Annotated in this window: 17 protein-coding genes; 8 read left to right on the forward strand and 9 right to left on the reverse strand. The window is 72.6% G+C overall.

The window, feature by feature from the left end; genetic code table 11:
• Window positions 1-16: 16 nt before the first annotated feature.
• Window positions 17-1,168, reverse strand: coding sequence for an acyl-CoA dehydrogenase family protein (locus ACIRC0_RS28890; RefSeq protein WP_403621511.1), 1,152 nt, complete (start codon window positions 1,166-1,168; stop codon window positions 17-19).
• A gap of 86 nt (window positions 1,169-1,254) precedes the next feature.
• On the opposite strand from ACIRC0_RS28890, the gene ACIRC0_RS28895 reads away from it, so the two are divergent.
• The 3 genes from ACIRC0_RS28895 (at window position 1,255) to ACIRC0_RS28905 (ending at window position 3,971) form a co-directional block, all read left to right on the forward strand.
• Window positions 1,255-1,896 carry a TetR/AcrR family transcriptional regulator gene (locus ACIRC0_RS28895; protein WP_403621513.1) on the forward strand — a complete coding sequence of 214 codons (642 nt, stop codon included), beginning with the start codon at window positions 1,255-1,257 and terminating at the stop codon, window positions 1,894-1,896.
• Window positions 1,897-1,951: 55 nt separating this feature from the next.
• Entirely contained in the window at window positions 1,952-2,668 is a 717-nt protein-coding gene (locus tag ACIRC0_RS28900; protein WP_403621516.1) for an ArsR/SmtB family transcription factor, read from the forward strand.
• 358 nt (window positions 2,669-3,026) lie between these two features.
• Window positions 3,027-3,971 (forward strand): DMT family transporter, encoded by a 945-nt coding sequence (locus ACIRC0_RS28905; RefSeq protein ID WP_403621519.1) that lies wholly within the window; start codon window positions 3,027-3,029, stop codon window positions 3,969-3,971.
• A gap of 22 nt (window positions 3,972-3,993) precedes the next feature.
• Here the strand turns inward: ACIRC0_RS28905 and ACIRC0_RS28910 are convergent, their stop codons facing one another.
• The 7 genes from ACIRC0_RS28910 to ACIRC0_RS28940 form a co-directional block, all read right to left on the reverse strand.
• Window positions 3,994-5,079 (reverse strand): Zn-dependent alcohol dehydrogenase, encoded by a 1,086-nt coding sequence (locus ACIRC0_RS28910; protein WP_403621522.1) that lies wholly within the window; start codon window positions 5,077-5,079, stop codon window positions 3,994-3,996.
• Window positions 5,080-5,084: 5 nt separating this feature from the next.
• Window positions 5,085-6,482, reverse strand: coding sequence for an aldehyde dehydrogenase family protein (locus ACIRC0_RS28915; protein WP_403621524.1), 1,398 nt, complete (start codon window positions 6,480-6,482; stop codon window positions 5,085-5,087).
• Window positions 6,483-6,622: 140 nt separating this feature from the next.
• Window positions 6,623-7,843, reverse strand: coding sequence for an MFS transporter (locus tag ACIRC0_RS28920; RefSeq protein ID WP_403621527.1), 1,221 nt, complete (start codon window positions 7,841-7,843; stop codon window positions 6,623-6,625).
• A 52-nt stretch (window positions 7,844-7,895) separates the two neighbouring features.
• Window positions 7,896-9,308 (reverse strand): CitMHS family transporter, encoded by a 1,413-nt coding sequence (locus ACIRC0_RS28925; protein WP_403621530.1) that lies wholly within the window; start codon window positions 9,306-9,308, stop codon window positions 7,896-7,898.
• A 123-nt stretch (window positions 9,309-9,431) separates the two neighbouring features.
• Window positions 9,432-11,672: a molybdopterin oxidoreductase family protein gene (locus ACIRC0_RS28930; protein ID WP_403621533.1), complete on the reverse strand. Its 2,241-nt coding sequence runs from the start codon at window positions 11,670-11,672 to the stop codon at window positions 9,432-9,434.
• Between the two features lie 120 nt (window positions 11,673-11,792).
• Complete coding sequence (locus ACIRC0_RS28935; RefSeq protein WP_403621781.1) at window positions 11,793-12,413, reverse strand: TetR family transcriptional regulator; 621 nt, start codon at window positions 12,411-12,413, stop codon at window positions 11,793-11,795.
• 84 nt (window positions 12,414-12,497) lie between these two features.
• Window positions 12,498-13,073, reverse strand: a complete 576-nt coding sequence (locus tag ACIRC0_RS28940; protein ID WP_403621536.1) for a hypothetical protein — start codon at window positions 13,071-13,073, stop codon at window positions 12,498-12,500.
• 182 nt (window positions 13,074-13,255) lie between these two features.
• On the opposite strand from ACIRC0_RS28940, the gene hmgA reads away from it, so the two are divergent.
• The 3 genes from hmgA to ACIRC0_RS28955 are packed head-to-tail and all read left to right on the forward strand — an operon-like array spanning window position 13,256 to window position 16,524.
• On the forward strand, window positions 13,256-14,575 hold the full coding sequence (gene hmgA, locus ACIRC0_RS28945; protein WP_403621539.1) for a homogentisate 1,2-dioxygenase: 1,320 nt from the start codon (window positions 13,256-13,258) through the stop codon (window positions 14,573-14,575).
• Between the two features lie 26 nt (window positions 14,576-14,601).
• The gene (locus ACIRC0_RS28950) at window positions 14,602-15,351 is read left to right on the forward strand and encodes a GntR family transcriptional regulator (protein WP_200421405.1); all 750 of its coding nucleotides are present in this window, start codon (window positions 14,602-14,604) and stop codon (window positions 15,349-15,351) included.
• Between the two features lie 12 nt (window positions 15,352-15,363).
• Window positions 15,364-16,524 (forward strand): type ISP restriction/modification enzyme, encoded by a 1,161-nt coding sequence (locus ACIRC0_RS28955; protein ID WP_403621543.1) that lies wholly within the window; start codon window positions 15,364-15,366, stop codon window positions 16,522-16,524.
• A gap of 10 nt (window positions 16,525-16,534) precedes the next feature.
• Here the strand turns inward: ACIRC0_RS28955 and ACIRC0_RS28960 are convergent, their stop codons facing one another.
• Entirely contained in the window at window positions 16,535-17,248 is a 714-nt protein-coding gene (locus ACIRC0_RS28960; RefSeq protein WP_403621546.1) for a TetR/AcrR family transcriptional regulator C-terminal domain-containing protein, read from the reverse strand.
• A gap of 63 nt (window positions 17,249-17,311) precedes the next feature.
• On the opposite strand from ACIRC0_RS28960, the gene ACIRC0_RS28965 reads away from it, so the two are divergent.
• Together ACIRC0_RS28965 and ACIRC0_RS28970 are read left to right on the forward strand one after the other, a co-directional pair.
• Window positions 17,312-18,256 (forward strand): ATP-binding cassette domain-containing protein, encoded by a 945-nt coding sequence (locus ACIRC0_RS28965; protein WP_403621549.1) that lies wholly within the window; start codon window positions 17,312-17,314, stop codon window positions 18,254-18,256.
• Window positions 18,253-19,032 carry an ABC transporter permease gene (locus ACIRC0_RS28970; protein ID WP_403621552.1) on the forward strand — a complete coding sequence of 260 codons (780 nt, stop codon included), beginning with the start codon at window positions 18,253-18,255 and terminating at the stop codon, window positions 19,030-19,032. Before ACIRC0_RS28965 ends, ACIRC0_RS28970 begins: the two co-directional genes overlap by 4 nt.
• Window positions 19,033-19,057: the final 25 nt, after the last annotated feature.

Genomic DNA, 19,057 nt, shown 5'->3' on the forward strand with positions numbered 1-19,057 from the left:
GTACTCAAAGCGGTACTCAGAACGCCGAAACCCCCGTCAGCGCCCGCCCGATGACCAGCTTCTGGATCTGGCTGGTGCCCTCGTAGAGGGTCATCACCCGGGCGTCGCGCAGCAGTTTGCCCACCGGGTACTCGTCGATGTAGCCGTAGCCGCCGAAGACCTGCAGGGCGTTGTTCGCGGCGCGGACGGCCGCCTCGGAGGCGAACAGCTTGGCCTTGGAGGACTCGACGGCGAAGGGCAGGCCGCGGTCGATCAGGTCGGCGACGCGCCAGGTCAGCAGCCGTGCGGCGTCCACGTCGACGGCGATGTCGCTGAGGAGTTCCTGGACGAGCTGGTGGTGGGCGATCGTCCTGCCGAACTGCTCCCGTTCGCCGGCGTACGTCACCGCCGCCTCCAGCGCGGCCCGGGCTATGCCGACGCAGCCCGCCGCCACCGACATCCGGCCCTTGGCGAGCGCGGACATGGCGACGGAGAACCCCTTGCCCTCCGGGGCCAGCATCGCGGAGGCGGGGACGCGGACGTCCTGAAGGACCAGTTCGGCGGTCGCCTGGCCGCGCAGGCCGAGCTTGCCGTGGACGGTGCGGCGGGTCAGGCCGGGGGTGTCGGTGGGGACGAGAAAGGCGGAGACGCCCTTGTGACCGGGGGCGTCGGTGGAGCGGGCGAAGAGGAGGACGACGTCGGCCCAGGTGCCGTTGGTGATGAACATCTTGGTGCCGTTGATCACGTAGTGGTCGCCGTCGCGTACCGCCCTGGTGGCGAGGTTGCCCGCGTCGGAGCCGGTGCCCGGTTCGGTGAGCCCGAAGCAGCCGACGTACTCCCCGGACGTCAGCCCCGGCAGCCAGCGGCGCTTCTGCTCCTCGCTCCCCCAGGCGGCGATCGTCTTGGCGACCAGGCCGAGCGAGACGGACACGATCCCGCGCACGGACGAATCGCCGCGGCCCAGCTCCTCGGTCACCAGGCAGTACGCCAGGTGGTCGCCGCCCGAGCCGCCGTACTCCTCGTCGATGGTGAGCCCGAGGAAGCCGACCTCGCCGAGCTTCTTGACGATCGAGCGGTCCACTTCCTCGGCCCGGTCCCAGGCGACGACGTGCGGGGCGATCTCGCGGGCCACGAACTCCTCGGCCAGCCGTCGCACGGCCACCTGCTCCTCGCTGAGCTCCAGGTTCACGACGCGTCACCCCTCGGCAGATCATTGAAAGCGGCACATTTAAATTAGCAGTGCTAGTTTGCCACTGCAGCCCTACTATGTGCGCCATGGCCCGACCGCGCAAGCCCCTCCTCAGCACCGACCGCATCGTCGCCACGGCGCGGACGCTGGTGGACGCGGAAGGCCTCGCGGCCGTCTCCACGCGCCGGCTCGCCGCCGAACTCGGGGTCAGCGGGCCGTCGCTGTACAACCACTTCCGGACCAAGGACGAGATCCTGGAGGCGGTCGCCGACTCGGTGAGCGCACAGGTCGATCTGTCGATGTTCGAGGACGGCCGGCCCTGGCGGACCGCGCTGCACGACTGGGCGGTCTCCTACCGGGCCGCACTGCGCGACCACCCGAACATCGTCCCGGTCCTGGCCCGCGGGCCCGGTCGCCGCCCGGCCGCGCTGCGCCTCGCGGACGCGGTCTACGGGGCGATGGTCGGCGCGGGGTGGCCGCCCGCGCAGGCCACCTCCATCGGCGCGCTGATGCGCTACTTCGTGATGGGCTCCGCGCTCGGCTCGTTCGCGGGCGGCTTCGTCGACGACGCGGCGGCGTACGACCCGGCCGACTATCCCCACCTCGGGCAGGCCCACCTCCTCGCCGAGCAGCAGGAGAAGATCGACGAACGGGCCTTCGACACGGGGCTGGCGGCCCTGCTGGACGGACTGGAGCGGCAGTACGAGCAGGTGAAGCGCTCCCTATAGGACAGGCGGGCACGCTTCGGTGGGCGCCGAAGTGGCCGTGGTCGATGCTGGACGCATGACGACGAGGAAGGACGGTACGGCGGCCGGGCTCGCCGGGCTCGCGGGGCTGATCGCCGACGAGACGCGGGCCGCCTGTCTGCTGGCGCTGCTCGACGGCCGGGCGTGGACCGCCGGTGAGCTGGCGCGGCACGCCGGGGTCGCCGCCTCGACGCTGAGCGAGCACCTGGGCAAGCTCGTCGCGGGCGGGCTGCTCGCCGAGGAGCGGCAGGGACGGCACCGGTATGTGCGGCTCGCCGACGCGCGGGTCGCCCAGATCGTCGAGGACCTCGCCGCGCAGGTGACGCCGGATGCCAGGGACGGGCGTCCGCGCTCGCTGCGGGAGGCGAGCGCCGGGTCCGCGATGGCCCGCGGGCGCACCTGCTACGACCACCTAGCGGGGCGGCTCGGTATCGCCGTCACGGATGCGCTGACCGAACGCGGCCTTTTGCGTCAGGACACGGGCTTCGCGCTCACGGACGCGGGCCTGGCATGGTTCGACACCGCCGGTATCCGCCTCGACCGCAAGGGCCGCCGGCCCCTGGCCCGCGCCTGCCTCGACTGGACCGAGCGTCGCCCCCATCTCGCGGGTGTCGCGGGCGCCGCGCTGTGCCGGCACGCCCTGGACGCGGGCTGGTGCGTCCGCATCGGCTCCGAGCGGGCCGTGAAGGTCACGGCGAAGGGCGAGCACGCGCTGTCGCAGTGGCTCGGCATCAAGGCGACGGCACTGCGCTGAGCCCGCCGTCCCGGCGGAAATCCGCGAGCGCCACCGGCCCCTGCCCTCCTAGCCTCTGGAGAATGTTGACCTCCTCCCCGCCGAGACGACGGGGATTCCTTCCCTCGCGGGTCGGGCTTTCTGCTTCGCAGCCCGCTGCCGCCCGGGGTTACCAGCGAAGGGACGGTGTGCCGCCCACGGTCTTACGCAAGCTCCGCAGACCTGACTTCCCGCCGGCCCGGCGGTAGACCCGGCAGCCTGGTTGTCTCCGCCGGGTGCCACATCGCGTAGCGCAATCTGAACGCTGCGCGTCCGGCGATCGTCGGACGCGTTTCCTCCCCGGCCCGAAGACGCCAGGGTTTCCACGCAAGGAGTTTCGATGAACGCCTCCCCCTCCCGTCTGGCCGCCGGGGCGGCCACCGTCACCGTGCTGCTGTGGGCCTCCGCCTTCGTCTCGATCCGCAGCGCGGGCGCCGCGTACGCGCCGGGCGCGCTGGCGCTCGGTCGGCTGCTGTCCGGGGCACTGGCGCTGGGGGTGATCTGCCTCCTGCGGCGGGAGGGGTTGCCGCCGCGTGCGGCGTGGCGCGGGATCGCGATATCCGGGCTGCTGTGGTTCGGCTTCTACATGGTCGTGCTCAACTGGGGCGAGCAGCAGGTCGATGCCGGGACCGCCGCGCTGGTGGTGAACATCGGGCCGATCCTGATCGCGCTGCTGAGTGCGCGGCTGCTGGGGGACGCCATGCCGCCGCGGCTGCTCGCGGGCATGGCGGTGTCGTTCGCCGGTGCCGTGACCGTGGGCCTGTCGATGTCGGGTGACGGGGGTTCCTCGGTGCTCGGGGTGGTGCTGTGTCTGCTCGCCGCGGGTGCCTACGCGGCCGGTGTCGTCGCGCAGAAGCCCGCGCTGGGTGCGGCGAGCGCGCTGCAGGCGACGACGTTCGGGTGTCTGGTGGGCGCGGTCGTCTGTCTGCCGTTCGCCGGACAGCTGGTGCACGACGCGGCCCGCGCGCCGGTGTCCGCCACGCTCAACATGGTCTATCTGGGCGTCTTTCCGACGGCGCTCGCCTTCACCACCTGGGCGTACGCCCTGGCCCGTACGACGGCGAGCCGTATGGGCGCGACGACGTACGCGGTGCCCGCGCTGGTGGTCCTGATGTCCTGGCTCTTCCTCCAGGAGGTCCCGGGGCCGGTGACGCTCGGGGGTGGCGCGCTGTGCCTGGCCGGAGTGGCGGTGTCACGGTCGCGCCCCCGTAAGTCGCCTCCGGTCCCGGAACCGCACACCACGCCCGAGCAGGTACCGGCCGCCGAGTCCCAGGCCGAGTCCTAGGCCCCAGGGCGAACCCGGGGCGTCAGAACACCACCAGTGCCCGGCCGCCCTTGCCCGCCAGCATGTTCTCGAAGGCGGCCGGGATGCCCTCCAGCGCGATCCGTTCCGTCACCAGCGCGCCCAGGTCCAGGCGGCCCGCCCGGACGTGCTCGGCCAGGACCGGCAGGTCCTCGGCCGGGTTCGAGTTGCCGTAGACGCAGCCTGTCAGCGTGCGGCCCCAGTGGAAGATCTCCAGGGCGTTGAAGGTGACCTGCTGGTCCTTGCCGCCGATGCCGACGACCGTCGTACGGCCGCCGCGGCGGGTGGAGTCCCAGGCGGCGCGGATGGTGGCCGCCCGGCCCACGCACTCCACCGCCGCATCGACGCCCTGCTTGCCGGTGAGGCCGCGGATCTCGCGGGGCGTGGTGTCGGAGGCGAGCAGGAAGTCCGTCGCGCCCGCCCCTCGCGCCAACTCCTCCTTCGCGGGGGACACGTCCACCGCGACGATCCTCTCGGCGCCCGCGATCCGCGCCGCCTGGAGGGTCGCGAGGCCCACCCCGCCGACGCCGAACACCGCGACCGTCTCCCCCGGCCGGACCTTCGCCGCGTGGTGCACGGCCCCGTACCCGGTGAGGACCGCGCAGCCCAGCAGGGCCGCGTCGGTCAGCGGCACGCCGTCCGGGGCCGGGAGCACGCAGGACGCCGCGACCACGGTCTCCTCCGCGAACGCGGCCACGTTCAGACCGGGGTGGAGATCCGTGCCGTCGTCCGCGCGGCGGGCGTGGACGGCACCGGCGCCGGTGAGCGCGTCGGCGCACAGCCACACCTCGCCCCGTGCGCAGGCGTGGCAGCTCCCGCAGGACGGCGCCCAGTTGAGGACCACTCCGTCACCGGGGGCGACATGGGTGACGCCCTCCCCCACCGACACCACCGTGCCCGCGCCCTCGTGACCGAGGACGGCGGGCACCGGCACCCGCATGGTGCCGTTGGACAGGGACAGGTCGGAGTGGCAGACGCCGGCGGCGGCGAGCCGGATCCGGACCTGGCCGGGGCCTGGCTCGGGCAGCTCGATCCCGGTGACCTCCAGCGGGGCACCGAGGGCGGGCAGTACAGCGGCACGTACGGCCATCTGGCTCAACGCTCCTGGAACTGGAGGGACTTGGTCTGCAGGTACTCGGCGAGGCCGTGCGCGCCCAACTCGCGGCCGACCCCGGACTGCTTGTAACCGCCGAAGGGGGCGAGGGGGTTGAAGCGTCCGCCGTTGATGTCGACCTGCCCGGTCTCCATGCGCCGGGCGAACGCGACCGCCTCCGCGTCGTCCCCGGCCCATACCGCGCCGGCCAGCCCGTACACCGTGCCGTTGGCGATCCGCAGGGCGTCCTGCTCGTCCTCGTAGAGGAGGATCGCCAGTACGGGCCCGAAGATCTCCTCCTGCGCGATGGTCATCTCGGGGGTGACGTCGGCGAAGACGGTGGGCTGCACGAAGTAGCCGCGCTCCCGGGGCGATTCGGGGCCGCCCGAGACCAGCCGGGCGCCCTCCGCGAGGCCCTTCTCGATGTAACCGCGCACCCGCGCCTGCTGCCTGGCGTTCACCACCGGGCCGATGCGGTCCCCGTACTTCGCCGCGGCCGTCGCGGCGAGCTCGACCGCCTCCTCGTACCGGTCCCGGTGCACCAGCATCCGCGTCCACGCGCTGCACGTCTGGCCGGAGTTGGACATGACGTTCGCGACGCCCACGTTGACCGCCTTGGCGAGGTCCGCGCTCGGCAGGATGACGTTCGCGGACTTGCCGCCCAGTTCCAGGGCCACCTTCTTCACGGCCGCCCCCGCGGTGGCGCCGATCCGCCGGCCGACCGCCGTGGAGCCGGTGAAGGAGACCAGGTCGACGCCCGGGTGCTCGGCGAGCGCCTGGCCCGCGACCGGGCCGAGGCCCGTGACCAGGTTGAAGACCCCGGCCGGCACACCCGCCTCGTGGACGGCCTCCGCGAAGAGCTGGGCGGTCAGCGGGGTGTCCTCGGCCGGCTTGAGGACGACCGTGCAGCCCGCCGCCAGCGCCGGGGCGACCTTGGCGACGATCTGGTGGAGGGGGTAGTTCCAGGGGGTGATGGCGCCGACGACGCCGACCGGCTCCTGGTAGACGGTGGAGTTGCCGACCTTCTCCTCGAAGGAGTGCGTGGCGGCCAGTTCGGCGTACGATCCCGCGACCGCGATCGGCAGGCCGACCTGCACGTTCTGCGAGAACGGGAGCGGGGAGCCCAGCTCCGCCGTCACGGTCTCGGCGATCTCGTCCTTCCGGGCGACGAGCACGTCGCGCAGGGCGGCGAGCCGGGCGGCCCGCTCGGCCGGGGTGGTGGCGGCCCAGCCGGGGAAGGCGGCGCGGGCGGCGCGTACGGCGGCGTCGACGTCCTCGGCGGTGCCCGCTGGCACCCGGCCGATGACCTGCTCGTCGGCCGGGTTCACGACCTCGATGGTGTCCGCGCCGACGGCGGGGCGCCAGGCGCCGTCGATGTACATGCCGTCATGTGCCTTCATCGTCTTCCTCCAGGGCGGGGCAGCGTCGTCCGCGCCCCAAACTAGCGCCGGTAGTTTTACGGCGCCAGGGGGCTCCGGGAGGTCAGCGTAGGGCCTGCCTCCGGATCGGGTCGGCCGGGAGGGACGGTCCGGAGGCGGCTTCAGGTCCGGCCGGCCGCCGCGCCCCGCCGCACGGACGAGTCCGCCCCGTGCGGTTCTCTCGCCGGCGAGCGCAGCGCGATCCCGGAGGAGACCAGCAGCAGCGCGCCCAGCATCACGAACGGCGCGGCCACGCCGGCCACTCCGGCCACCAGACCCGCGGCGGCGGGCGCGGCGACCTGGCCGAGGCGGTTGCCGGTCAGCCGCAGGGCGAGGGCGGTGGAGCGGGCGTCGTCGGGTGCGGCCTGCACGACGGTCGTCATGGACAGCGGCTGCCCGACACCCAGGCAGAACCCGAGCACGGTGAGCATCGCGCCGAGCGCCCACACCGGCACCGGCAGCGCGATCCCGGCACACAGCAGCGCCGCGACCAGGCAGGTCAGGGCGAGCAGGACGGTCCGGCCGAGCAGCCGCAGCAGCGGCGTGAGGACGAGACGGCAGGCGATGGTGGCCGCCGCGCGCAGACTCAGCAGCAGGCCGACGACCGCCGGGGCGATGCCGCGGTGGTCGCCGACGACCGGCAGGTACGCGGTGAGGATGTCCGTGGCGGACAGCACGGCGAGGCTGATCAGGATGCCGGCCGGTACACCGCGGGCGCGCAGGATGCGGTGCAGGGGGACGCGGTCGCCGCGCGCGGTACGGGGCGTCGTGGCCGTACGGCGCTCGATGCGCCACAGCGAGGTGAACGCGATCGCGGCGCCCGCGCCCGCCACCAGCAGGGCGAGCGCGCTGGTGGCCGCCCGGTCGGGGCCGTGGATCAGGGCGCCGGCTGCGATCGGGCCGACGAGTTGTCCGAGGGAGGCGCCGATGGTGAAGTGGCCGAAGTTGCGGTCCTGTTCGTGGGGCTCCGACTGGCGGGCCACGATCGACTGGGCGCCGATGACGAAGCACAGGTGACCGAGGCCCATCACACCGCTCCACGCGGCCATCGCCGCGAGGGAGCCCGCGGCCCCGCTGAGCGCGCAGCCACCGGAGATCAGGACGACACCGGTCACCAGCAGCGGCATGCACCGGCCGTGGTCCGTACGGCGGCCCAGCGGTACGGCGGCGAACAGCGGCAGCAGCGCGTACACACCGGCGATCACACCGACCGCCCGGTCGTCCGCGCCCAGCGCGAGGGCCCGGTAGGAGACGGCGGGCCGGGCCATCGACACCGCCCCCTGCGCGAAGCCGAAGGCGATGACGAGGCGGAGCAGCCAGCCGCGGTTCCCACCGGGCCCCATGAGGACGTCCTCCAACGAATGATCGGACCACGAATGACCGGACAACGAGTGATCAGATGATGCCGAACAGGATTCCTGCCCCGAGGACCACCAGCGATGTCAGCGCGGCCCACTTGACCACGAACCGCGTGTGGTCGCCGAACTCCACCTTGGCCATGCCGACGAGGACGTAGACGGCGGGCACCAGCGGGCTGGACATGTGCAGCGGCTGGCCGATCAGCGAGGCGCGGGCGATCTCCAGGCTGGAGACACCGTGCGCCTGGCCCGCCTCGGCGAGCACCGGCAGGATGCCGAAGTAGAAACCGTCGTTGGACATGAAGTACGTGAGCGGGATGCTCAGCACGCCGGTGACGAGGGCCATGTGCGGGCCCATGCCGTCCGGGACGTTGTCCACCAGCCACTTGGCCATGTGCTCGACCATGCCGGTGCCCTGCAGGACGCCGGTGAAGACGGCGGCGGCGAAGACCATGCCGGAGACGTTGAGGACGTTCTCGGCGTGCGCGGCGAGGCGGGCCTTCTGGTCGGGCATGTGCGGGAAGTTGACGGTGAGCGCGAGCGCGGCGCCGAGCAGGAACAGGACCGGGATCGGCAGCCACTCCATGATCATGGCGGTGAGCAGTGCGACGGTGAGCAGTGCGTTGAACCAGTACAGCTTGGGGCGCAGGGTGGGCCGGTTGGGGTCGAGACCCTGGAAGCCGTCCTTTGCGGCGGACTCGGGAGCGTCGGCGTCCGTGCCGGAGCCGGAGGCGCCGGTGGCCGTACGTCCCTTGCCGGTACCGCCGCCGGGGCCGCCCGCCCCGACGAGCACCGTCTCGGCCTCCTGCGGCTCCAGGACCTCGTCCAGCGTCAGCGTGCCGAGCCGCTTGCGCTCGCGGCGGCCGAGGACGTACGCGAGGGCGAAGACGCCCAGCAGGCCGACGGCGAGGGCCGGGATCATCGGCACGAAGATGTCGCTGGCGTCCAGCTTCAGCGCGGTCGCGGCGCGGGCGGTGGGACCGCCCCAGGGCAGGGTGTTCATCACGCCGTTGGCCATCGCGGCGACACCGGTCATCACAACCAGGCTCATCTTCAGTCGCTTGTACAGCGGGTACATCGCCGAGACCGTGATCATGAAGGTGGTCGAGCCGTCACCGTCGAGGGAGACGATCGCGGCGAGGACCGCCGTGCCGACGACGATGCGGAGCGGGTCGGCCTTGCAGAAGCGCAGGATGCCCCGCACGATCGGGTCGAAGAGACCGACGTCGATCATCACACCGAAGTAGACGATCGCGAACATCAGCATCGCCGCGGTGGGCGCGAGGCCGGTGACGCCGTCGATGACGTAGTCACCGAGCCCCGCGCCCTTACCGACGAACACGCAGAACAGCGCGGGGATCAGCACGAGCGCCGCGATCGGCGACATCTTCTTCATCATGATCAGGACCAGGAAGGTCGCGATCATGGCGAAGCCGAGGATGGTCAGCATGAGTGGATACCTAACGTTCGCCCTTGAACACCCCCACGGGGGCCGGGGGTGCGTTGACGTTAGGTCGGGTCAAGAACTGTTAACAAGTAGTTGACGTGCGAGCAATAAGCGCAAAATTCCAGGTCAACGGGGTGCGGGGAGCGGCGCGAGCTCGACGGGCACGCCGTTGAGCACCGCGTTGCCCGACAGCGGGTCGAGCAGACTGCCGTCGAGGAGCTGGTTGACGTTGACGCCGGGGTCGAGGGCGGCGTGGCTCATCCAGGTGCCGGGCCGGTCGTGGCCCCAGCCGTGCGGAAGGCTGACGACTCCGGGCCGGATGCCGTCGGTGATCTCGACGGGCGCGGTGACCGCTCCCCCGGCGCCCTTGACCCGTACGGGAGCGCCGTCCAGGAGTCCGAGCCGCTCGGCGTCCTCGGGGTGGATGTGCAGGGTGCAGCGGTTGGAGCCGCCGGTGAGGGCGGGCACGTTGTGCAGCCAGCTGTTGTTGGACCGCAGATGACGCCGCCCCACGAGCACGAGTCCGTCGGCGCGCTCGCTCAGGGCCTGCTTCAGGCGCGGCAGGTCGTCCACGATGGGCCCCGGCAGCAGCTCGACCTTGCCGCTGACGGTCTTCAGCGGCTGCGGCAGCCGGGGCTCGAGGGGGCCGAGGTCGATGCCGTGCGGGTGGGCGAGCACCTTCTCGAGGGTGAGCCCGTCGGGCCGGGCGCCGAACCCGTCGCCGTACGGGCCGAGGCGCAGCATCATGTCGAGCCGCCGCTCGGGGCCGCTGTCGCCGCTGAGCTGGGCGGCAAGCTCCTTCGGGTCCCGGCCGTGGACGGGCGAGCGGGTCTCGGTGACGGCCTTGCCGAGGGTCTGGCCGATGACGAGGTCGTCGACGGCGGAAGGGTCGGCGCCGTGCATGCCAGTGGCGGCGAGCACGAGCCGGGCCAGGATCTCGGTCTCGGCCATGCGTCCGGGCTCCAGCGGGACGGCGGCGCGGGTGTAGCGGACCTGGTTGCGCACGGCGAGCGTGTTGAAGGCGAAGTCGAAGTGCGGTGTCTGGGAGGGCGGGGGCGGCGGCAGCACGACGTGCGCGTGGCGCGAGGTCTCGTTCAGATACGGGTCGACGCTGACCATGAAGTCGAGTGAGCCGAGCGCCTTGTCGAGGCGGTCGCCGTCCGGGGCGGAGAGCACGGGGTTGGCGGCGATCGCGATGACGGCGCGGATCGGGCTGCCCTCGTCGGTGGCGGTGTCGATCTCCTCGGCGAGCGCGGAGATCGGCAGCTCGCCCTTGGCCTCAGGGTGCCGGCGCACCCGCGAGTGCCAGCGGCCGAGCGCGAAGCCGCGGCCGGGTCCGGCGGGCCGGGGCGTCTTGTCGGTGGCCGACAGCGGGAAGAGGGCACCGCCGGGCCGGTCGAGGTTGCCGGTGAGGACGTTCAGGACGTCGACGAGCCAGCTGGCGAGGGTGCCGTGCGGGACGGTGCAGCTGCCGATGCGGCCGTAGACGGCGGCGGCGGGGGCGGCGGCGAGCTCCCGGGCGAGGGTGCGGATGGTGCCGGCATCGACGTCGCACGCCGCTGCGGCGGCCTCGGGGGTGAAGTCCCGTATGGACGCGGCGAGTTCGTCGACTCCCTGGACGTGCGGGGCGAGGTCCTGGAGGTCGACGAGCTCTTCCTCGAACAGAACGTGTGCCATCGCAGCGAGCAGCAGCGCGTCGGTGCCGGGGCGGATCGCGACGTGCCGGTCGGCGAGCCGGGCGGTGCGGGTGCGGCGTGGGTCGACCACGGTGAGGGTGCCGCCGCGGGCCTTGAGGGCCTTGAGCCGGCCGGGGAAGTCGGGGGCGGTGCACAGACTGCCGTTGGATTCGAGGGGGTTGGCGCCGAGGAGCAACAGGTGGTCGGTGCGGTCCAGGTCGGGGACGGGGATGGCGTTCGCGTCGCCGTAGAGCAGTCCGCTGGAGACGTGCTTGGGCATCTGGTCCAGCGTGGAGGCGGTGAAGACGCTGCGGGTGCCGAGACCGGCGAGCAGGACGGGCGGGTAGAGGCCGCCGGCCATCGTGTGCACGTTGGGGTTGCCCAGGACGACACCGACGGCGTGCGGCCCGTACTGCTCGACGACCGGCCGCAGCCCGGCGGCGACGGCGTCGAACGCCTCCTCCCAGGTGGCCTCGCGCAACTCCCCGTCCCGGCGCACGAGGGGCCCGCGCAGCCGGTCCGGGTCGGAGTCGGCGGCCCCGAACGAGGCGCCCTTCGGGCAGATGAACCCCTTGCTGAACACGTCCTCCCGGTCGCCGCGCGCGCCGGTGACCCGCGTGCCGTCGATGGTGAGCGTCAGCCCGCAGGTGGCCTCGCAGAGAGGGCAGATGCGCAGGGCGGTGCTGGACACGGGTCCTCCCGGTGGGACGGCGACGGCGATGACGCACGAACGGGGTGAGCATACCGACCGGTATGCACGCTGGGGGAGCCCCCGGACCGCACGGTGACGCCCACCACAGCGCAACACGCCCTAGTCGAGCGCCCTGGCCAGGTACGCCCGCAGCAGCTCCCGCATCTCCGCGATGATCTTCTCGTCTCCCTCCGGGGACACCCGGAAGGCCAGGTGGACCAGGGTGTCCGCGGTTTCCACCGCGATCAGCAGCGTGCGGCGCAGGGCCTCGTCCGGTTCTCGGCCGAGGTACGCCGACAGCAGTTCGGTCAGGCGGTCGGCGACGCGGTGGTTCGGTTCGGCGCAGCGGGCGCCGACCGGGATCTGGTTGCCGAAGTCGACGAGGGAGAACCCGGGTGCCGTGCGCTTCATGTCCAGGTACTCGTCGAGCATGGCGTCCATGGCGGTGCGCCAGCCGCCCTCGCCCTGCGCCTCGGCCAGGCGGTGGGCTACGCGCTCGGTGTAGCGCTCCAGGTTGCGTTCGGCCAGGGCGTCGACCATGGCCCGCTTGTTGCCGAAGAAGCGGTAGACGGAGCCTATGGGGACGCTCGCGCGCAGGGCCACGGCCCGGGTGCTGAGGGCGTCGTAACCGACCTCGTCGAGCAGGTCGGCGCAGGCGTCGAGGATTCTGGTCAGTCGTTCGGCGCTACGGCGCTGGACGGGCGCGCGGCGCAGCGATGTCGCTTGGGGCACGGGCTTCATCATGCCTTTCCGCCGGGTGCAGGTGAACCTCGTCTCTCTGTACGGGAATCGGTGGCTTCTGCACTCATCGGGCGGGCGCCGAGTTCAGCCCGTGCTCGCGGAGCTCGGCGTTCCCTCCGTCCCAGGGGACTCCTTCGTCCCGGACGCCGGGTTCGGCGGCTCCTCCGTCCCGGACGCCGTGATGTCCGCCGTGCTCTCCACCGGCTTGCCGTCCACCGTCCAGACCGTCTGGTCGTCCGCGTACAACCGGGCCGTGACGTGGTGTGTGCCGCGCGGGACCAGCCGGCCGGGCAGGCGGTAGTCGGGGGTGCGCAGCCGGGTGAGGGCGTGGCCGTCCAGGTAGAGCCGGGCCGTGCCGCGGCCCGCCAGGGCCACCGGGCGCACACCGGGAGGGGAGAAGCGGAAGTGGCGGACCGTCAGCCGCACGTCCCAGGCGCCACCGGAGGCCGGCTGCACCTCGATCGCCACCTGGGGCGCGTCCTTCTTGCCGATCTCACGGTAGTGCCGCCCTTCCTCGTCCGTGTCGTCCAGTACCTTGCCCACCGGCGAGGCCGACACCTCGCCCTTCCGCTCGTGCGCCTCGCTGGAGGCGCAGCCCGCCGAGCCGCCGAGCAGGGCACCCACCGCGAGCGCGACGATCAGTCCGCGCGTCCACGACATGCCGGAGAGCGTATTGCGCCCTCCCGGACGGCCGGATCCCCCTGAAGTCGGGTTCTCATGTCCCCCGCCAGTCGCACTCGGCCTCCACCCGCTTCTCCACCTCCGCTCCACCCCTCCCCCCTTGCGCACCCGTCCACCGAATCCTACGGTGATGCATAGGAATCAACGACGAGGGAGCGGTGATGAGCGGGGACGCGAGGAAGATCGCGGAGGGGCTGTCCTATCTCTCCGGGTTCGGCAACGAGCACAGCTCGGAGGCGGTCCCGGGCGCCCTGCCCGAGGGCCGCAACTCGCCACAGCGCGCGCCGCTCGGGCTGTACGCGGAGCAGCTGAGCGGGACGGCGTTCACCGAGCCGAGGGCGCACAACCGCCGCTCGTGGCTGTACCGGATCCGCCCCTCGGCGGCGCACCCCGCGTTCTCCCGCACGGACAACGGCACGATCCGCACGGCCCCGTTCACCCAGTCGGTGCCCGACCCCAACCGGCTGCGCTGGAACCCGCTGCCGGAGCCCGCGGCGGGGACCGACTTCCTCGCGGGCCTGTGGACCCTCGGCGGCAACGGCGACGCCACCCAGCGCACCGGCATGGCCGTGCACCTGTACCACGCCAACGCCTCCATGGAGCGGGTCTTCAGCGACGCGGACGGCGAACTCCTGATCGTTCCGGAGCGCGGCGGGCTGCTGCTGCACACCGAGTTCGGGATGTTGCACGGGGAGCCCGGCCATGTGGCGCTGATCCCGCGCGGGGTGCGTTTCCGTGTGGAGCTGCTTGATGAGTCGGCGCGCGGCTATGCGTGCGAGAACTACGGCGCGCCCTTCCGCCTCCCCGACCTCGGCCCGATCGGGGCCAACGGCCTCGCGAACGCCCGGGACTTCTGGGCGCCCGTCGCCGCGTACGAGGACGTCGACGGCCCGGTGGAGGTGGTGAACAAGTTCTGCGGCAACCTCTGGACGGCCACCTACGACCACTCACCGCTCGACGTCGTCGCCTGGCACGGCAACCATGTGCCGTACATCTACGACCTGCGCCGTTTCAATGTGCTCGGGACCATCTCGTACGACCACCCGGACCCGTCCATCTTCACGGTGCTCACGTCCCCGTCCGACACTCCCGGCCTGGCGGGCGTCGACTTCGTGGTCTTCGCGCCGCGCTGGCTGGTGGGCGAGGACACGTTCCGGCCGCCGTACTTCCACCGGAACGTGATGAGCGAGTACATGGGCCTGATCGAGGGCGCCTACGACGCGAAGGCGGAGGGCTTCGTGCCGGGCGGCGGCTCGCTGCACAACATGATGTCGGCGCACGGCCCGGACCGCGAGACGTTCGAGAGGGCGAGCGCCGCGGAGCTCAAGCCGCAGAAGATCGACGACGGGCTGGCGTTCATGTTCGAGACGCGCTGGCCGGTGACCCTCACCCCGCAGGCCGCCCGGGCGGATCACCTGCAACAGGGGTACGACGACGTGTGGCAGGGCCTCGAGCGCCACTTCCGCTCGCCCTTGCACTGAGGACTCCCTACCGGTACGGATGGCCCGTGACCTCCTTCGCCCCCGACTCGATCGTCCTGAACCGCAAGCTGCCGCTCTGGTACCAGGTGTCGCAGTCGCTGCGTGCCTCGATACTCGGCCGCGCGCCCGGGGATCCGTTGCGCCTGCCCACCGAGGAGCAGTTGGCGGGGCACTACGGGGTCAGCGTGCTGACCATGCGGCAGGCGCTGAAGGAGCTGGAGGACGAGGGCCTGATCACGCGCCACCGCCGGCGCGGCACGTTCATCGAGCCCAGCGCGCAAAGGGGCGCCCCGGTGCGGCTGCTGGGCTCGGTGGACGCGATCGTCGCCCAGCAGTCCGGTATGACGACGGAACTGCTCGACCACGGCGGGCGCCCGGTGCCGGGCGAACTCGCCGAGCACTTCCCGGATCTGGCCGAGGTGGCGACGTACCACCGGCTGCGCAGCGACGAGAAGACGGGCGAGCCGACCAACCACGCCCGCAACTACGTACGCCCCGAACTGGCCGAGCGCATCGACCTGGACGACCTGGTGCGCTGGCCGATGACCAAGGTGCTGCGGGACGTCGTGGGCGCGGACATCAGCCGCATCACGGACACCGTGGAGGCCCGGCTCGCCGACCCGGAGACGGCCCAGCTGCTCCAAGTCCCGCTGCTCAGCCCGATCCTGCACTACACGGGGGTGACCTACGACGGCGACGGGCGCGCGCTGGACGTGGCCGTCATCCACTACCGGGGGGACCGTTTCTCCTTCACGGTCACCCTCGAGGCCACCTGACCCCGTCGTACGATGCCCAGCGTGACGCACGACGACGCTCCGCTGCTCGCGGACCTCATGCCGTGGTCCGTCGCCCCCCTGCGGCCGGGCCGCACCTGGCCCTCGGCGCCCGACGCGGCGTCCCTCAAGGCCCGCTGGGACGCCCTCATGAAGGCCGACGGCCCCGACCGGGAGGCTTTGTTCGAGCCGACGCGCTCGCGCACCCTGCACTCGGCGGTCGGCCGGCTGCCCGGCCAGACGAGCGGCACGGAGAAGCTGTCGCGCGCGTCGGGACCCTGTTCGGAGCCGATACGCGTCCTGCTGGCCCCCTTCGACGAGCAGTGGCTGATCCCCGACCACCGCCTGATCGACACCGCGCGGCCAGAGCTGTGGCGGGTGGCGGACGAGCACCAGATCTTCGCCGTGGAGACGGCCACCGACGCGGGCGGCCCCCACCTGCTCGCGACGTCGCTCCTGCCGCTGGTCCGCCCCGGCCGCATCCGCCCGCTGTACCGCCGCCCCGGGGCCGGGGAACCCAACCTCGCCCCCGGTCTCCTGGAGCACCTGACGTCCCGCCTCGGCCACTCCCCCGCTCCCGTGGACGTCCTGGCCTGGATCGTCGCGACGGTGCGCCCCGATCTCACCGTCCCCCTCACCGCGGACCCCGATCTGTGGACCCGGGGCGTCGAGCTGGGCCGCCGCATGCTGTGGCTGATGCGCCGCGACGGCGACCGCCCGAAGCTCCCGGGCGGGCGCCGCCCCTACGTCCGCGCCCCGCTCCCCTCCCGGCCCCTGACTCTCCACTACGACCGTGAGGAGGAGACCCTGCACCTCGACGAGGGCCGCATCGCCCCGGTACCGCCCGAGGCCTGGGACTTCGAGGTGGCCGGTGTCCGGGTGCTGGAACAGTGGTTCGCGGCCCGTACGGCGGAGGGGGAGCCGGGCGCGCTGACGGCGATCCGCCCGGCCACCTGGCCGCAGAACTGGACGTCGGAGCTGCTGGAACTGATCACCATCCTGGCCCTGCTGGCGGAAGTACGGCCGCGGCAGGCGCAGTTGAGCGTCACGGAGCCCATCACGGCCACCGAACTGCGCAAGGCGGGGCTGCTGCCGGTACCGGAGGCGGCGCGCCGCCCGGCCTCCGTGCTGGACCACCACGAGGAGGGCCCGGAGGGGCAGTTCACGCTGATCTAGCGTCCGGCCGCTAGGGCTTGGGTTCGAAGGCGTCGAGCACCCGTTCCACCACCCGCTGGAACACCTCGTCCAGGTCGACCTGCCCGGCGGCCTGTGTCAGGGCCGCCGCCAGGCGTGGATAGGCGCCGGTCGCGAGCTGTCCGCCCAGGTAGGCCATGCGGACCGCCTGCTCCTGCTCCGCCGACCACGGCAGGGTGCGGGCGCGCTCGGCCGTGGAGAGCTCGTTGGCGACGGCCGTCGTCACCACGCCGTTCACCATGGCGATGAGTTCCAGCTTCGTCCCGGCACTCGCCTCCAGCGGTTCCAGGGAGCGCAGGCAGTGCTCGAGGTAGCGCAGCGCGTTGGGACTGAAGCCGTAGTGGCCGGAGATCAGGCGCGGCAGCCAGGGGTGCCGGTGCATGAGGGCGCGGGTCTGGTGGGCCATGAGCAGCATGTCCGCGCGCCAGTCGCCCGACGGCTCCCACAGCTCGTGCTCGCCGCCGACGGCGTCCATCATCAGCTCGTACAGGTCCTCCTTGCGGGGGACGTAGTTGTACAGCGACATCGTGCCGCAGCCCAGTTCGGCGGCGACGCGTCGCATCGAGACCGCGTCCAGGCCCTCGGCGTCGGCGACGCGCACCGCGGCGTCCGCGATGTCGGTCCGGGTGTACGCCGGTTTCGGCCCGCGGCCCGTGCGCTCGGGGCGCGCCCAGATCACATGGGGTTCGGCCGCTCGGCCCGCCATCGTTCATCACCTCGTCCACCATCGTAGTTACGTACGGCGTACGTAGTGCGCTATGGTCGACCCATGATTACTACGTACGCTGTACTTAGTGAGGGCCTGGAGAAGCGCTTCGGGCGGGTGCACGCCCTGCGCGGTCTCGACCTCGCGGTCCCCGAGGGGACGGTCTGCGGGGTGCTGGGGCCGAACGGGGCGGGCAAGACGACGGCCGTACGGCTGCTGACCACCCTGCTGCGCCCGGACGCCGGGACGGCGCGGGTGGCGGGGCACGACCTCGTGCGCGAGCCCGCTGCCGTACGTCGCAGGATCGGCGTGACCGGGCAGGCCACCTCCGTCGACGGGGATCTGACCGGCCGGCAGAACCTGCGGCTGTTCGCCCGGCTGCACCGGGTCCGGGACGCGGCGGCGCGGGCCGACGAGCTGCTGGAGCGGTTCGGGCTCGCCGAGGCCGCCGACCGGCCGGCGTCCGGTTACTCGGGCGGGATGCGGCGGCGGCTGGACCTGGCGGCGAGCCTGGTCCGGCGACCCGACGTGCTCTTCCTGGACGAGCCCACCACGGGCCTGGACCCCGCCAGCCGCAACCGCATCTGGGACGCCGTGCGCGCGCTCACCGCCGAGGGCACGACGGTCCTGCTCACCACGCAGTATCTGGAGGAGGCCGACCAACTCGCCGACAGCATCGCCCTGGTGGACCGGGGGCAGGTCGCGCACACCGGCTCACCGGCCGAGCTCAAGGCCCTCATCGGGGTGTACGCGGAGGTCGTCGTCATGGACACGGACCTCATGGAGAAGGCGGCGGGCGTCCTCGACCGGCTGACCGGGGCCGAGCCGTCGCTGGACCACGAGCGAGGCGCCGTCGGCGCCGTCACCCGGGACCCGACGCTCACCCTGCCCCACCTGGTGCGCGCACTGGACACGGCGGGCGTTCCACTGCTCGACGCGAGCCTGAGGCCGCCGACCCTCGACGACGTCTTCCTCCGCCTCACCGACAGCAAGGAGCTCGTGGCATGAGCACACTGGCGTACGACGGCACCGCGATGCTGGGACGGCAGCTGCAGCGGATCCGCAACAACCCGGGCCTGGTGGTCCTCACGCAGACGATGCCGATCACCATGCTGCTGTTCTTCGGGTACGTCTTCGGCAGCGCGGTCGCGATGCCCGGCGGCCAGTACCGGTCCTTCCTGGTCCCGGGGCTGCTGGCGGCCACGGCCGCGGGCGGGGTGACCACGGGGATGCTCCAGGCCTCCCAGGACGCGCACCGGGGCGTGATGGACCGTCTGCGCACGCTGCCGGTGAGCCGGGCGGCCGTGCCGCTCGGGCAGGCCGTCGCGGACCTGGTCGTCTCGGCGGTCGGCACGGTGCCGCTGCTGCTGGTCGGCCTCGCGGTGGGCTGGCGCGTCGAGGGTTCGGCGGCCCGGGCGGCGGGCGCGCTCGGCCTGTTGCTGCTGTTCCGGTTCGCCTGCACATGGGCCGGGATCCTCCTCGGGCTGCTGCCCCGGAACGAGGAGGCGGCCGGCCAGCTGGCCAGCACGACCTTCGTGCTGCCGCTGCTGTCCACCGCGTACATCCCCGCCGACGGCATGCCCGGCTGGCTGCGCACCCTGGTCGAGTGGAACCCGATCAGCGCGGTCACCACGGCCCTGCGGGACCTCTTCGGGAACGCGCCCGTGCCCCGGGGCGCGGCCTGGCCGGTGGCGCATCCCGTCGCCGGAGCACTCGCCTGGTGCGTGGTGCTGATCGCGGTGTTCGCGCCGCTCGCCGTCCGCCGGTACGCGCGGCCCCGGTGAGCGCCTGCTGACAAGGACGCCGCCG

The organism is Streptomyces sp. NPDC093984 (assembly GCF_044764595.1).
GTDB classification, from domain to species: domain Bacteria; phylum Actinomycetota; class Actinomycetes; order Streptomycetales; family Streptomycetaceae; genus Streptomyces; species Streptomyces cynarae.

Coding starts and splice junctions, on each gene's coding strand:
- ACIRC0_RS28900 (WP_403621516.1), top strand. CDS start 1,952: ATGACGACGAGGAAGGACGGTACGGCGGCCGGGCTCGCCGGGCTCGCG.
- ACIRC0_RS28915 (WP_403621524.1), bottom strand. CDS start 6,482: ATGAAGGCACATGACGGCATGTACATCGACGGCGCCTGGCGCCCCGCC.
- ACIRC0_RS28955 (WP_403621543.1), top strand. CDS start 15,364: ATGCCCAGCGTGACGCACGACGACGCTCCGCTGCTCGCGGACCTCATG.
- ACIRC0_RS28970 (WP_403621552.1), top strand. CDS start 18,253: ATGAGCACACTGGCGTACGACGGCACCGCGATGCTGGGACGGCAGCTG.
- ACIRC0_RS28905 (WP_403621519.1), top strand. CDS start 3,027: ATGAACGCCTCCCCCTCCCGTCTGGCCGCCGGGGCGGCCACCGTCACC.
- ACIRC0_RS28960 (WP_403621546.1), bottom strand. CDS start 17,248: ATGGCGGGCCGAGCGGCCGAACCCCATGTGATCTGGGCGCGCCCCGAG.
- ACIRC0_RS28940 (WP_403621536.1), bottom strand. CDS start 13,073: ATGTCGTGGACGCGCGGACTGATCGTCGCGCTCGCGGTGGGTGCCCTG.
- ACIRC0_RS28920 (WP_403621527.1), bottom strand. CDS start 7,843: ATGGGGCCCGGTGGGAACCGCGGCTGGCTGCTCCGCCTCGTCATCGCC.
- ACIRC0_RS28895 (WP_403621513.1), top strand. CDS start 1,255: ATGGCCCGACCGCGCAAGCCCCTCCTCAGCACCGACCGCATCGTCGCC.
- ACIRC0_RS28965 (WP_403621549.1), top strand. CDS start 17,312: ATGATTACTACGTACGCTGTACTTAGTGAGGGCCTGGAGAAGCGCTTC.
- ACIRC0_RS28935 (WP_403621781.1), bottom strand. CDS start 12,413: ATGAAGCCCGTGCCCCAAGCGACATCGCTGCGCCGCGCGCCCGTCCAG.
- hmgA (WP_403621539.1), top strand. CDS start 13,256: ATGAGCGGGGACGCGAGGAAGATCGCGGAGGGGCTGTCCTATCTCTCC.
- ACIRC0_RS28910 (WP_403621522.1), bottom strand. CDS start 5,079: ATGGCCGTACGTGCCGCTGTACTGCCCGCCCTCGGTGCCCCGCTGGAG.
- ACIRC0_RS28925 (WP_403621530.1), bottom strand. CDS start 9,308: ATGCTGACCATCCTCGGCTTCGCCATGATCGCGACCTTCCTGGTCCTG.